Below are 13,309 nucleotides of genomic sequence, written 5' to 3' on the forward strand. Positions count from 1 at the left end.
ATTCGTCGGCCTTGCCCGGGGTCAGCTGGATGCAGTCGGGCACCGACGCCCGACGGTTGGGGTAATCGCTGCACTGGCAGGTTTTCAGGTCCAGCAGTTTGCAGGCGATGCGCGTGTAATAGACGCTGTTGTCGTCCTCGTCCTCAAGCTTTTGCAGGCAGCACAGACCGCAGCCATCGCACAGCGACTCCCATTCGTCCTGGTCGAGCTGTTCGAGGGTTTTGCGTATCCAGAAAGGTTCGACTTTGGCGGCCATGGCTCAAGCATCAGTATCCGAGGGTGAAAAGGCCGCCAGTCTAGTGCCGAAGGCCCGGCGGGCCAAGCGCTTACGACTGTCGGTAGGCCGGGGCTTGTCAGCGGCAGGCCGGCACAGTAGCTTTGCCCCTCGGACCACCCCGCGTCCGTGTGCCATTAACGCTCGACCGCGTCGCACCCGACGAACCCCACAAGGTCAGGAAAACCCCTTCGCCCAGCTCAACTGCGCCTGCCGGTTTACCCCATCATTCTCTAACGTTGCCTGGAGTCTTTGCATGAGCGCCAATCCTCGCGTTGCCGATTACGCCATCCACCCGCAGTTCACCCAGCGCTGGTCGCCACGGGCCTTCACCGGCGAAAACATCCCTGAAGAAACCCTGCTGAGCTTCTTCGAAGCCGCGCGCTGGGCTCCTTCGGCCTACAACTCGCAACCCTGGCGCTTTCTCTATGCCCGGCGCGATACGCCGAACTGGGAGCGCTTCCTCGGCCTGCTCAACGAGTTCAACCGTGGCTGGGCGCAACATGCCTCGGCCCTGGTGATCGTGATTTCCAAGACCACCTTCACCGCCCCCGGCGCCACGGAGGAAACCCCGGCCCTGTGGCACACCTTCGACACCGGCTCGGCCTGGGGCCACCTGGCACTGCAGGCCAGCCTCAGCGGCTGGCACACCCACGGCATGGCCGGCTTCGACCAGGAGCTGACCCGCAAGGAGCTGAAGATTCCCGAAGGTTATGCACTGCACGCTGCGGTTGCGGTGGGCAAGCTGGGAGATAAGTCGAGCCTGGCCGACTACCTGCAGGCCCGGGAAGAGCCGAGCCCGCGTCGTCCACTGAGCGAGACCGTGGCCGAAGGCGATTTCAGCCTCTAAAGCAGCGATCGCCTCTGTAGGAGCGAGCTTGCTCGCGAAGCCCTGAAGGGCGCCGCGCTTGCCTGGCAAGCGCGGCTTTCGCGAGCAAGCTCGCTCCTACGATCAGGTCCGTTTCAATAGCCGCGAGCGAAATCCACTTCGCCGCGCAAGGCCTGCTTGGCCTCGTAGGCCCGCAGGTTGTCGACGAACAACTGCACCATCAGTTCCGGCGAGGTCGGCGCCGAGCTGTGCCCCGTCAGCAGCAAGCCCCAGGCCGTCCAGAACGGGTGCCGTTGCGGCAAGGGTTCCTGGCGGCAGACATCGATCACCGCCCCCGCCAGATGCCCATCCTTGAGGGCCTGCACCAAATCCCCATCGACCACGGAAACACCCCGGCCCACGTTGATGAACAGCCCCGTGGACTTGAATTGCTTGAACAGCGCCGCGTCATACAGGTCATGGGTGCTCGGGGTATTGGGCAGCAGATTGACCACATAATCCACCTCCCCCACCAAGCGGCCCAGGTCTTCCAGGCCGGCCACTTCGATAAAGGGTGCCTGCTCCCGCGCCTGGCTGGCGATGCCGTACAGCTTCACGCCAAAGGGCAATAGAAATTGCGCCACGCTCTGGCCGATGTCACCGGTACCGACGATCAGCACCTTGCGCCCCACCAGGCTCTGGCCCAGGCGGTTATCCCACTTGCGCTCCACCTGGCTGACCAAGCGCGCCAGCACTTCGCGCTCATGGCCAAGGATGTAGGTGAGCACATACTCGGCCATCACCTGGCCGAAGATGCCCACCGCCCGGGTCAGGCGGTAATGCCGGGGCAGGCCGTCGGCCAGCAACGGGGTGATGCCGGCCCAGGTGGATTGCAGCCACCGGGGCTGATGGCCCTGACGCAACAAGGTCGCCAACAGGTCCGGCTGGCCCAGCCAAACCGGGCAATCCGCCGCCAGGCGCGACAGCTCGGCGGAGTCGTCACTGGTCAGTACGTCCAGCTCCGGTGCCGCCTGACGCAACAGGCGGGCATAAACAGCGTGATCGTGTTCGGCAATCAGAACGCGCATGGTTCAAACCTTAAAAAACGGTGCAGGCCGCCGCCGACGGAGTATTGCTCCATCGATCAAGGCGGTGGCCAGGTCAGTCAGTTGCATTGAACAGAGGCTCGGGACCGAGCCTCTACAGGTCAGACCGGATCATTGCGGCGCAGCAACTCTTCGGGCAGGTGCTCGATGTACTCGTCTTCCGCCGGCGGCATCTGCAAGTGATAGCCCTGCTTCTCGAGGTTTTCCAGCACCTGGTGGATGTCCTCCCGGGACAGCTTGCGCTCCGGGCTCAGTACCAGATCGAAGGCATGTTGCGGCTTGCCGAAAGCCAGCAGCAGGTTTTCCGGCACGCGTTCCAGGGCCTCGCTTTTCAGTACGTAGAGGTACATCTCGTTCTTGCGCGGGCTTTTATAGATGGAGCAGATACGTTTCAAGGCTGTTCTCCGGCGGTAGCCAGGCTGTCCAGCAGCGCCTGGCCCATCAATTCGCGGCGCCAGCCACGCAGCGAATCAGGCAATTGGTAAGGCCCGTTGGGGTAGCCGCTCTTGAGCAGGCTCTCCAGGGTTTTCTTGCGCAGCATGACTTCCGGCGCGATGCCCAGACGCTCGGCCTCGGCCTGGCCCACTGCCTTGAGGCGCTTGAGCAGGGCTGCGGCTTCGATCGGCAACGGCTCGGGTACGGCCGGTGGCCATTGGTCCGGGCCAAGGGCTGCGGTGCGCTTGATCAGATCGAGGAGAAACTCGCCGTCCTGACGCACAGTGCGCGGGTGCATGTCTTCGATCTTGGCCAGCGCCGCCAGCGTATCGGGCTGAGTCTTGGCCAGGGGCCAGAGGGCGTGTTCACGCACGATGCGGTTGCGCGGCAAGTCCCGGGCACGGGCTTCACGCTCGCGCCAGGCACAGAGCTCACGCAGCACAGCCAGCTGCGCACGGGAGAGTTTCCAGGCCAGCTTGGCATCACGATAGACCTCGTTGGGGTCCACTTCGCGGCGCAGGTTGGCCACCAGCTCGGCACCGTCTTCCAGCACCCAGCGGTACTTGTCCGCGGACAGCTTGGGCTGCAGTTCGGTAAAGACCTGGGCCAGGTGTACGGCGTCTTCGGCGGCGTAGCTGACCTGGGTTTCCGAGAGCGGGCGCTGCAGCCAGTCGGAGCGGGTCTCGCCCTTGGGCAATTCGATGCCCAGGACTTCCTGCACCAGGCGCGAATAGCCCATGGAAAAACCCAGGTTCAGGTAGGCGGCCGCCAGTTGCGTGTCGAACAGCGGCGCCGGCAGGCTGCCGGTCAGGCGCAGCAGGACTTCAAGGTCCTCGCTGCAGGCATGCACCACCTTGACCACCGCCGGGTTCTCCAGCAGGGACGCCAGGGGCTTCCAGTCGTCGATGGTCAAAGGATCAATCAGGTAAGCGCGCTGCCCATCGCCGATCTGCAACAGGGCGGCGATGGGATAGAAAGTGTCGACCCGCATGAATTCGGTGTCGAGGGCGACGAATGGCAGCTGCTGCCACTCGGCGCAAAGCTGACCGAGGCTATCGTTGTCGCGAATCCAATGTATATCGATGGCCACACGGCTCTCCCTTGAAGAATGGCGCGCAGTATATATCGCCTCCGGCGATTTCTGAGCATTCACCCGACAAGAGCAGGTGCGAAACCTTCTGCCGGACGGCAAGAATAGTTCGAGAGTCGGAATCGGGTTCTGTACGAAAGCTCGCCGAGTGAAGATCAGGCAAGGCAAAAATAGGCGAGCAAGCGGAGTGTAGGGGCCTACATGAGCATTGCGAGCCTGTTTCTACGTAGCACCGAAGGCGCGCAGTGCGCGGCATGGTCGAAACGCAGGCAGTTTTCGTGCAGAACCTAGCTGGGTTTTCTAAGGACATAGACCCGCGCCGCCCCACAGCCGGGCAACAAATCCTGCTGGCTCACGACTTCGAAACCGGCCTGCTTGAACTCGCCTTCCAACTGCACCCTGCCGATCGCCAGTGACGCTGCGGACTCACTCGGCGTGGCCGCCAGGATATTGAACAACGGCTCGACCCGGGTCGCGACGATCACCGAATCACGGCTGACCCGATGAAACTCCCGCAGCAGCGCCAGGCGATCCTCACTGCGGGTCACATGGGCAAACAGTTGCATGCAGATGATGCTGTCCACCGCATTGGCCGACAGACCGATGTCGAAAGCCGAGCTGTGAAAGGTCTTGACCCGTTGCAACAGGCTGGCCGAGTGATGGGTCTGGGCATGATTGAGCATGTCCTGGGAAGGGTCAGCCGCCAGGATCACCCGGTTGCCATGCTCGGCCAGCACCGGCCAGTAGCGCCCGGCACCACAGGCCACATCCAGGATCAGTCCCGGCTCCCCGGCCACCTTCAGGGCATGGCGTACCAGGCGTGCCATGCGCCAGAGCGCCAGGCGCGCGGCAAGCCCGGCAGGCCGGGGCTCGCCGCAGACCCGGGCGTGCTCCTGGTCATAGCGCCGGGCGAACTCCAGCTCGATGGACGGTGGGGGGTGGGACGACATGACTGGCGAACTCTTGTAGGTATCCAGAAACCACAGGTTAACCAGTCGTTCGTGAAAAAAAGGTCGAAAGCTCGCGAACGGTTTCATCCGGGCGGAGTATCAGGCCACCCTTGCCCGACCAGAGGGCGACGCCAATAATGCTCCGGCACCGTGTCCCGCCCGTCACTTCAAGGAACGACCCATGCTGCCCCGCCTCTTGCTTTGCACTCTGCTCGGCCTCAGTGTCCCCGCCCTCAGCTTCGCCCAGGAGCCGATCTCCCATCTGGACCGGGTGCTCGAACGTGGCCACCTCACGGTCTGCACCACCGGCGACTACAAGCCCTACAGCTACCTGCGCGACGACGGCCACTACGAAGGTATCGACATCACCATGGCCGAGTCCCTGGCGCAAAGCCTCGGGGTCCGGGTGAAGTGGATCAATACCACCTGGAAGACCCTGATGGCGGACTTCCAGAGCCAGCAATGCGATATCGCCGTAGGGGGTATTTCCGTCTCTCTGGAACGGCAGAAAAAAGCCTTCTTCAGCCAGCCCCTGGGGATCGACGGCAAGATTCCCCTGGTGCGCTGCCAGGACCTCAAGCGTTATGCAACCCTGGAGCAGATCAACCAGCCCTCGGTGCGCCTGATCGAACCTCCGGGCGGCACCAACGAAGTCTTCGCCCGGGCCCATGTGCCCAAGGCCGAGCTGATCCTGTTCGCCGACAACGTGAAGATCTTCGATCAATTGCTGGCCAAGCAGGCCGACGTGATGATCACCGACGCCTCGGAGGCGCGCTTCCAGCAGAAGCACAAGCCGGGGCTGTGCGCGGTCAACCCCGAGCGCTACCTGCAATACAGCGAAAAGGCCTTTCTCCTGCCCCGGGACGACATGGCCTGGAAAAGCTACGTCGACCAGTGGCTGCACCTGAGCAAGGCCACCGGTGCCTATGACCAGGTGGTGAATCAGTGGCTGGCGGCGCCGTAGTCCTGGTCCAGCAGCATCTGCCCAAAGGCCTGGCAGGCGGCGCTGCGATAGGCGCCCCTGCGCTCCAGCAGCACCACGCTGCGCGGCGCCGGGGGTGATTGCAGGGCCAATGCCCGCAAGCCCGGCTGCTCGCGGGCAATGGCACTCGGGAGCAGGGTCGCCAACTGCCCGCGGCGCACGATCTCGACAATCCCACTCACCGAATTGGCCTCGATGGCGATACGCGGCGCAATGCCCTGTTGCCGGCAATACAGGTCGATATGCCGGCGGGTGGCGAAGTCCGTGCTGAGCAGCACCAGGGACTGTTGGCCCAGGGCCGCCGCACTCAGGGGTTGGCGGTCCTGCTGCGCAGAGTGCTGGCCGACCATCAGGCTCAGGGTTTCGGTGAACAGCGGCTGGCTGTGGATTTCCCCCAGGTGCTCGCCGGCAAAGGCGATCCCCAGGTCCAGGCGGTCCTCGGCCAAGGCCGCTTCCAGGCGATCCTGGGTCATTTCCTCAAGGCTCAGGTCGATCCCCGGGTACTGCCGGTTGAAGCGGCTGAGCAAGGGGCCGGTGAGGTAGGCAGTGAAGGTCGGGGTCAGCGCCAGCCGCAATGAACCGCGGCTCAGGTCCTGCACATCATGGATCGCCCGCTTGGCCGCCTGCAGGTCTTGCAGGGCGCGGCGCGCATAGACGACATAGGCCTGGCCGGCATCGGTGAGTCGCACGCTGCGCCCGGAGCGGTCGAACAGCGGCGTGCCCAGGGACTCCTCCAACTGTTTGATCTGTTGCGACAAGGTCGGCTGGGAGACATGCAGCGCTTCGGCGGCACGGGTGAAATTGCAGTGCTCGGCCACGGCCAGCAGGTAACGGATATGACGCAAGAGCATGACGGCTCCAACTATAGGCAGGGCTTATGGAAAGCATAATAAGCCGGTCTTGGACGCTATAGCTGAAAACTTCCATCCTTGCCCCATCAGCGACGCAAGGAGAATCCCATGCAGAACATCATCGACGGTTTCCTCAAGTTCCAGCGCGAAGCCTTTCCACAACGCAGCGAGCTGTTCAAGCAGCTGGCCAGTACCCAGAGCCCCGGCACCCTGTTCGTCACCTGCTCCGACAGCCGGGTCGTTCCCGAGCTGCTGACCCAGCAGGAACCCGGCGACCTGTTCGTGATTCGCAACGCCGGCAACATCGTCCCCAGCTACGGCCCTGAACCCGGCGGCGTGTCGGCCACAGTGGAATACGCGGTGGCGGTGCTGGGGGTGAGCGACATCGTTATCTGCGGCCATTCCGACTGCGGGGCGATGACCGCCATCTCCACCTGCAAATGCCTCGACCACCTGCCCGCCGTGGCCAATTGGCTGCGCCACGCCGAGTCGGCCAAGGTGATCAACGCCGCCCGCCAGCATGCCTCGCCCGCCGACCACCTGGATGCCCTGGTGCGCGACAACGTCATCGCCCAGTTGGCTAACCTGAAGACTCATCCCTCGGTGGCCCTGGCCCTGGAACAGGGCCGGCTGAACCTGCATGGCTGGGTCTACGACATCGAAAGCGGCGCCATCGCCGCCCTCGACGGCAACAGCCAGCGCTTCGTATCCCTGGCCGAGTACCCGCAGACCTGCGCCCTGGCCAGCCACGCTTCCACCGCTGCCTGAGCAGCACCCGTTTCGTCACTCAAGAGGAGTCACCCCATGCTGCAATCCCAATTCGCCCAAGCTCCACGCCTGGCCCTGGCCGACACCATCATCGACGCCAAGGCGCGCAAGAACCTGTCGTGGCAGGACCTTGCCGACGGTACCGGACTGAGCCTGGCCTTCGTCACCGCCGCCCTGCTGGGCCAGCATGCCCTGCCCGCCGCTGCCGCCGATCGGGTATGCGACAAGCTCGGCCTGGACCAGGACGCCAGCCGCCTGCTGCAGAGCATTCCCCTGCGGGGCAGCATCGCCGGCGGCATCCCTACCGACCCGACCGTCTACCGTTTCTATGAAATGCTCCAGGTCTACGGTTCGACCCTCAAGGCCCTGGTGCATGAGCAGTTCGGCGACGGCATCATCAGCGCCATCAACTTCAAGCTGGACATCAAGAAGGTCGAGGACCCGGAAGGCGGTTCCCGCGCGGTGATCACCCTGGACGGCAAGTACCTGCCGACCAAACCGTTCTGATCCACTGCTCCTGATCCACTGCACCCGGTCGCCGCTGCGCCAAGCGGTGCCGGGACGCAACGAGGCGCCGGGCCTTACCGAAAAAGCGCGGCGCCCGGTTTGCCCGTCCTGCACACCGGATCGTAGCCAGCAGCGGTTACAGGTCCGCAGTAATATTTAATTTTTAAATAGCACTGCGGACTTTCTGATTTGCCCCGCCTGCACCCGTCGCCGCCTAATCAGTCCCCTGTTCCTTGAAGGTCTGGTTATGGAAAACGTTCGTGCAAGTTCCCGCCCCGCGCTCTGGCTGATGGTCAGCGTGGTCCTGGTGGCCCTCAATCTGCGACCGTCGATGGCCGCCGTCGGCCCTCTGCTGTCGGGCATCCGTGGCGATATCCCCCTGAGTTTCAGCCTGGCGTCCCTGTTGACCATGTTGCCGGTCATGGCCATGGGCCTGGCGATGTTCTTCGGCATGGCCATCAGTCAGCGCCTGGGCGAACACCGCACGGTGGTCCTGTCCTTGCTGATCATCGGGCTGGCCACGGTCTCGCGATTGTTCATGGATTCGGCGGCGGAGCTGATTCTCAGCGCCGTACTGGCCGGTGTCGGCATCGCCCTGATCCAGGCGCTGATGCCGGCCCTGATCAAGTCGCGCTTTGCCGATAACGTCTCGCTGTTCATGGGCCTGTATGTCACCTCGATCATGGGGGGCGCGGCCATCGCGGCGTCCTTCGCCCCACTGGTGATGAACCACAGCGGCAGCTGGCGCCTGGCCCTGGCGATCTGGGCCGCCCTGGCCCTGCTGGCCCTGGTGTTCTGGTTCGCCCAGCGCAGCTCGCTGCCCAGCCTGCCGGCCTCCGGCGGCGGGCGTGAATCCTTTAGCGGCAATCGTCGGGCCTGGCTGCTGGCGGTGTTCTTCGGACTCGGCACCGCGTCCTACACCTGCGTGCTGGCGTGGCTGGCGCCCTACTACGTGGAGAACGGCTGGAGCGAACAGAACGCCGGCCTGCTGCTGGGCTTGCTCACCGCCATGGAAGTGATTTCCGGGCTGGTCACCCCGGCCATCGCCAACCGCAGCCAGGATCGGCGCCTGGTGCTGGTGGCCCTGCTGGCGCTGATCATTGCCGGCTTCTGCGGCCTGATCCTCAGCCCGCAACACCTGAGCCTGCTCTGGCCGTGCCTGCTGGGCCTGGGCATTGGCGGACTGTTTCCCATGAGCCTGATCGTGTCCCTGGACCACTTGCCCGACCCGCGCCGGGCCGGCGGCCTGACCGCCTTCGTGCAGGGCATCGGCTACCTGATCGCCGGGCTGTCGCCGCTGATGGCGGGGATGATCCGCGACCAGTTGGGCAGCTTCGAATGGGCCTGGTGGTCACTCACGGCTGTGATGGCCGTGATGATCCTCATGGTGCTGCGCTTCGACCCTCGGCATTACGCCCGGCACATCCGCTGAGCCTCGGCCCGGGAGGCCTGCATGAATCCTGTGAGTTTCACCCAGGCCAACCTCGGCATGCTGCTCTGGGCAGTGCTGATCGCCGCCTCGTTCTTCGCGGCCGCCCAGGTCAGCCAGGCCATCGACCCGGTGCTGCTGACCGCCCTGCGCCTGTTGTTCTCGGCACTGATGTTCATGCCTTGGTTGTGGTTCAACGGCGCTTCGGCGCCGACCCGGGCCGGATTGGGTGCCCACGCGATCCTGGGGCTGCTGCTGGCGCTGTACTTCGGCTCGCTGTTCGAGGCCCTGCGCTACACCTCGGCGGTCAACACCGGGACCCTGTTCACCCTGGTGCCACTGCTGACCCTGGCGTTCGAAGGCTGGCTGTTGCCCGGCACCAGCCAGCAACGCCGCCTGCTGCCGATGCTGGCGGCCGGTGCCGGGGCCTTGCTGCTGGTGCTCAAGGGGGACGCGCCGGGGCAGTTGCCCTCCCTGTATGCCATGGCGGTCTATGCCCTGGGCTGCCTGGCCATGGCGATCTATTCACCCCTCAGCCAGCGCTTCAAGGCCGGCAGCCTGCAAGGTCGCAGCCCGGCCGCCATGACATTCTGGAACATGCTCTTCGGGGCGCTGTTCCTGTTTGCCGCCAGCCTGGCCAGCGGCGGCTGGCGCAGCGCCGCCCTGCTCGGCGGCAACGACCTGCTGTGGCTGCTGTACCTGGCCCTGTTCGCGACCCTGGCAACCTTCTGGCTGTTGCACCGGGCCATTGGCGTCATCGCCCCGTCCACAGTGATTTCCTACATCTATCTGAGCACCCTGTTCCTCACCCTGTTCCACTGGCTGTGGCTGGGCCAGCGTCCGCACCCGGGAGAAGGGCTCGGTGTCCTGCTGGTGGCCCTGGGCATGTTCGGCCTGGTGCGCGGCAGCCGTCCCGCATCCGCCATGGCCTGAAATGACCCTGAGACAGGGGACATTCTTCTGCGCGAAACTGCGCAGGTCGTGTTATCGGAATTTAATGTCCGGATGCTGTCCGCCAATTCCCACCCCGGGCATTTGATTAGGACGATCGTTCCGCTAGCATCGACCCGGTTTGTGCGCCACCGGCGCCAGGTGCCCAGCGGGATGGAACAGATGCTCATCAGCAACGTGCTCAGAAAACTCGACATGCAAGACCTCATGGTCTTTATCGCGGTGTACGAGCAAAGCAGTGTCACCGGGGTATCGGAAACCCTGTGCGTCAGTCAGTCGACCGTCAGCTACTGCCTGAAGAAACTGCGCAACGGCTTCGAGGACGAGCTGTTCATCAACACCCGCACCGGCATGCGCCCGACCTACAAGGCCACCAGCATGTACAGCCACGTGCTGAAGATCCTGGAGAGCATCAACCTGTGCCACAGCGGCGTGCAGGCCTTCGATCCGACCCGCCAGGCCGTGACCTTCAACCTCTGCGCCCCGGAATACTTCGAGCTGCTGATCCTGCCGCGCCTGCTCAAGGGGTTCGACTACGCCGACCTGCCGGTGACGGTCAATGTGCAGAAGCTTGAGAGCGATATTCCTGCCGAGGAGTTGCGTGACGGCAGTGTCGACCTGGTGATCTGCTTTGGTCCGAACTTCCATCGCAGCCATGCCGACTTCAAGTCGCAGATGCTGCTGGAGGACGATCTGGTGTGCGTCTTCGACAAGCGTGCCACGCCACCCAAGGAGCCGCGCTTCAGCCTGCAATCGTTCATCGAACGGCGCCACGTTTTTCCTACGCCCTGGACCTCGGACAGCAACATGGTGGATGGCTGGCTGGCCCGCCAGGCGCACAAGCGGCAGATCGTCGCCCGCTCCAACAGCTACAGCGCGGCGCTGAAAATGATCACTGGCACCGACTTCATCCTGACCCTGCCCCGACGCATCCAGGCCTTGCTGGCCAACGAAGCGGTGTTCAACCATTGCGAGGCCCCCAGCGGCCTGCCGGGATTCACCCTGGACATGCAATGGAACCAGAACACCGATCAGGACAGCGCGCAGACCTGGTTCCGTGAACAGGTGGTCAAGGTCTGCGCCGACCAGGGCCTGCTTTAGGCCCTGCGTCCATCAGAGACCGACGGCCGCCTTGCTGTAGGACGCGCGGTCGATGTCGACAATCTCCACGCACAACTGCACCGCCAGCTCCGCAGGCCAGGGCGCCAGGTCCTGCAGCAGGGCCAGCAGGCTCTCGGACAATTGCTTCTTGATCTCCGGCGAGCGGCCGCTGAGCAGGGCCAGCTTGACGTGGACAAAGGCCCGCTCACCCAGGCCGGTGCCGACCCGGAATGACTCGACCTTCACTGCCCGGCTCTTGATATCGAACTCATCGGCAAACTGCCCGGAGGCCACCAGCGCGTGATTGAGCCGCAGCAGCGCCTTGTCGACGTCCAGCTGGGGCAGGTTGGCGGTGTATTCCATATGCAGGTGCGGCATGGCAGAACTCCTGGTCTGTCAGGGGGAAAAGGCGCTCCATACTACACAAGCCCGACCCCGCGTTTGCATTATCCCCAGGTCTCATTGCCCCGCTGTCGCTGCCCGTTCGCGCAGGGCCAGGGTTTCCCAGGCGGCCACGAGCACCATCACCAGGGTGGTCAGGCTGCCCAGGGCCAGAGCGGAAAACAGCTGATTCCAGGCGGCCGGCAACAACAGCAACAGGACCGCGAGCCCGGCCAGGTGCGACAGCGGCGGTAACGGCCGGTCGTTCATCACCCACTTGAACAGGGCGCAGCCCAGGAGGAACAGCCAGGGACCGCCGACTATCACCAACACCCCGGCCGGGCTGGCGTGCTCCGGGTGCATCAGCACCAGCTCATCGGCCACGGCACTGACAATGATCCCGGCCACGATCAGCAGGTGCAGATAGGTGTAGGCAATGCGTGCCTGACGCCCCGGGTCGTCGGAGTGGGCGATACGGTGGTGGGCACGCTCGGCGCCACTGTCGAAATACACCCACCACATGGCGATACTGCCCAGCACCGCCACCACGAACCCCAGCAGGCCCTGGGCGCTGGTGCGCAGCTCGGCGAAGGTGGCGCCGGTCACCAGCAGCGACTCCCCCAGGGCGATGATTACGAACAGGCCGCAGCGCTCGGCCATGTGATTGCCTTCCACATTCCAGTCGGCCAGGGTCGAACGCCCCAGCCCCGGCACCCAGAAATACAGCGATGGCGACAGCACCTCGATGGCCAGGGCCAGCCCCCAGAAGGTCAGCCGCTGCGGGCCCTCCAGCAGGCCGCCGGTGATCCAGAAGAGGCCCGAGAACATCAGCCACAACAGGATTCGCTGGAAGTTGCGGGTCATGTTCAACGGCTCACCGCGCACCGCCCACAGGGAATAGGCGGTGCGCCCCACCTGCATGAACACATAGGCACAGGCAAACAGCAGGCCGCGCTCACCGAAGGCCTGGGGAATCGACGACGACAGCAGCAACCCCGCCACCATCAGCACGAACAGCCCGAGGCGGATCGGCAGGGTTTCCGGGTCCAGCCAATTGGTGATCCACGACGTGAAGATCCACACCCACCACACCGCCACCATCAGCAGCGCCACCTGCAGCGCCCCGCCCAGGGACAGATGGGCCAGCAGGGAATGGGACAACTGGGTCACGGCAAACACGAACACCAGGTCGAAGAACAGCTCGACCATGCCAACCTTGCCGCTGTCGTGGCTGCCACGCCCACGCAACAGGGAACGGGAACGACTCATGGGCACACTCCGCAGGTTTGACGTTTGAACAGGGACTTACAGAGCAAAGCAGGCGCCGGGACGCTTGCCAAGCGACGGCTACAAGGGCGCAGCCAGGGGCGCCCGCTCGCTCATGAAGGCTTCCAGGCGCGAGCGCAGCCAACGCTCGGCGGGATCGGTGTCGACATGGCTGAGCCAGACCATGGACAGGTCCAGGGTCGGCGTCTTGAACGGAAACGGCTCGGCGTACAACTGCCCCGAGGCCGCCATGGCCGCTGCGGCGTAGTCGGGCAGGCTGGCAATCAGCTTGGTACCGGCCAGCAGGGCCGGCAAAGAACTGTACTGCGGCACCGACAGCACCACCTGGCGGGTGCGGCCGATTTCCGCCAGCCACTCATCGGCGAAGCCGGCGACATTGGCGGGGGGGG

Annotated in this window: 16 protein-coding genes; 7 read left to right on the top strand and 9 right to left on the bottom strand. The window is 64.3% G+C overall.

The window, feature by feature from the left end; translation table 11 throughout:
* Positions 1–256 (bottom strand): YkgJ family cysteine cluster protein (locus tag BLX41_RS35880; RefSeq protein WP_404942786.1); only part of this gene is annotated, 256 nt, incomplete at its 3' end.
* A 274-nt stretch (positions 257–530) separates the two neighbouring features.
* Between BLX41_RS35880 and BLX41_RS21065 the strand changes: the two genes are divergently transcribed.
* Positions 531–1,124 carry a nitroreductase family protein gene (locus BLX41_RS21065; protein ID WP_123726448.1) on the top strand — a complete coding sequence of 198 codons (594 nt, stop codon included), beginning with the start codon at positions 531–533 and terminating at the stop codon, positions 1,122–1,124.
* 113 nt (positions 1,125–1,237) lie between these two features.
* On the opposite strand, the gene BLX41_RS21070 is transcribed toward BLX41_RS21065, so the two are convergent.
* From BLX41_RS21070 to BLX41_RS21085, 4 genes are all read right to left on the bottom strand, one after another.
* On the bottom strand, positions 1,238–2,170 hold the full coding sequence (locus BLX41_RS21070; protein ID WP_123726449.1) for a D-2-hydroxyacid dehydrogenase: 933 nt from the start codon (positions 2,168–2,170) through the stop codon (positions 1,238–1,240).
* Between the two features lie 119 nt (positions 2,171–2,289).
* The gene (locus BLX41_RS21075) at positions 2,290–2,583 is read right to left on the bottom strand and encodes a YcgL domain-containing protein (RefSeq protein WP_072451013.1); all 294 of its coding nucleotides are present in this window, start codon (positions 2,581–2,583) and stop codon (positions 2,290–2,292) included.
* Positions 2,580–3,713: a ribonuclease D gene (gene rnd, locus BLX41_RS21080; RefSeq protein WP_123726450.1), complete on the bottom strand. Its 1,134-nt coding sequence runs from the start codon at positions 3,711–3,713 to the stop codon at positions 2,580–2,582. Before rnd ends, BLX41_RS21075 begins: the two co-directional genes overlap by 4 nt.
* 287 nt (positions 3,714–4,000) lie before the next feature.
* Complete coding sequence (locus BLX41_RS21085; protein WP_123726451.1) at positions 4,001–4,663, bottom strand: class I SAM-dependent methyltransferase; 663 nt, start codon at positions 4,661–4,663, stop codon at positions 4,001–4,003.
* Positions 4,664–4,844: 181 nt separating this feature from the next.
* Between BLX41_RS21085 and BLX41_RS21090 the strand changes: the two genes are divergently transcribed.
* Positions 4,845–5,627: a transporter substrate-binding domain-containing protein gene (locus BLX41_RS21090; protein WP_123726452.1), complete on the top strand. Its 783-nt coding sequence runs from the start codon at positions 4,845–4,847 to the stop codon at positions 5,625–5,627.
* Here BLX41_RS21090 and cynR read toward each other — a convergent pair.
* Positions 5,606–6,496 (bottom strand): transcriptional regulator CynR, encoded by an 891-nt coding sequence (cynR, locus tag BLX41_RS21095; protein WP_123726453.1) that lies wholly within the window; start codon positions 6,494–6,496, stop codon positions 5,606–5,608. The two genes, BLX41_RS21090 and cynR, sit on opposite strands and share 22 nt — an antisense overlap.
* A gap of 108 nt (positions 6,497–6,604) precedes the next feature.
* Between cynR and BLX41_RS21100 the strand changes: the two genes are divergently transcribed.
* The 5 genes from BLX41_RS21100 (at position 6,605) to BLX41_RS21120 (ending at position 11,252) form a co-directional block, all read left to right on the top strand.
* The gene (locus tag BLX41_RS21100; RefSeq protein ID WP_123726454.1) at positions 6,605–7,264 is read left to right on the top strand and encodes a carbonic anhydrase; all 660 of its coding nucleotides are present in this window, start codon (positions 6,605–6,607) and stop codon (positions 7,262–7,264) included.
* A gap of 36 nt (positions 7,265–7,300) precedes the next feature.
* On the top strand, positions 7,301–7,771 hold the full coding sequence (cynS, locus tag BLX41_RS21105; RefSeq protein ID WP_123726455.1) for a cyanase: 471 nt from the start codon (positions 7,301–7,303) through the stop codon (positions 7,769–7,771).
* A 247-nt stretch (positions 7,772–8,018) separates the two neighbouring features.
* On the top strand, positions 8,019–9,203 hold the full coding sequence (locus BLX41_RS21110; protein WP_123726456.1) for a cyanate transporter: 1,185 nt from the start codon (positions 8,019–8,021) through the stop codon (positions 9,201–9,203).
* A gap of 21 nt (positions 9,204–9,224) precedes the next feature.
* Entirely contained in the window at positions 9,225–10,133 is a 909-nt protein-coding gene (locus tag BLX41_RS21115; protein WP_123726457.1) for a DMT family transporter, read from the top strand.
* 180 nt (positions 10,134–10,313) lie between these two features.
* On the top strand, positions 10,314–11,252 hold the full coding sequence (locus tag BLX41_RS21120) for a LysR family transcriptional regulator (RefSeq protein ID WP_123726472.1): 939 nt from the start codon (positions 10,314–10,316) through the stop codon (positions 11,250–11,252).
* Between the two features lie 12 nt (positions 11,253–11,264).
* Here BLX41_RS21120 and BLX41_RS21125 read toward each other — a convergent pair whose 3' ends face one another.
* From BLX41_RS21125 to BLX41_RS35885, 3 genes are all read right to left on the bottom strand, one after another.
* Positions 11,265–11,630: a 5-carboxymethyl-2-hydroxymuconate Delta-isomerase gene (locus BLX41_RS21125; protein ID WP_123726458.1), complete on the bottom strand. Its 366-nt coding sequence runs from the start codon at positions 11,628–11,630 to the stop codon at positions 11,265–11,267.
* An 81-nt stretch (positions 11,631–11,711) separates the two neighbouring features.
* Positions 11,712–12,902, bottom strand: a complete 1,191-nt coding sequence (locus tag BLX41_RS21130) for a low temperature requirement protein A (RefSeq protein ID WP_123726459.1) — start codon at positions 12,900–12,902, stop codon at positions 11,712–11,714.
* A 78-nt stretch (positions 12,903–12,980) separates the two neighbouring features.
* On the bottom strand, positions 12,981–13,309 hold a 329-nt coding region (locus BLX41_RS35885; protein WP_259745052.1), incomplete at its 5' end, for a LysR substrate-binding domain-containing protein.

The organism is Pseudomonas protegens (genome assembly GCF_003732485.1).
GTDB classification, from domain to species: domain Bacteria; phylum Pseudomonadota; class Gammaproteobacteria; order Pseudomonadales; family Pseudomonadaceae; genus Aquipseudomonas; species Aquipseudomonas protegens_B.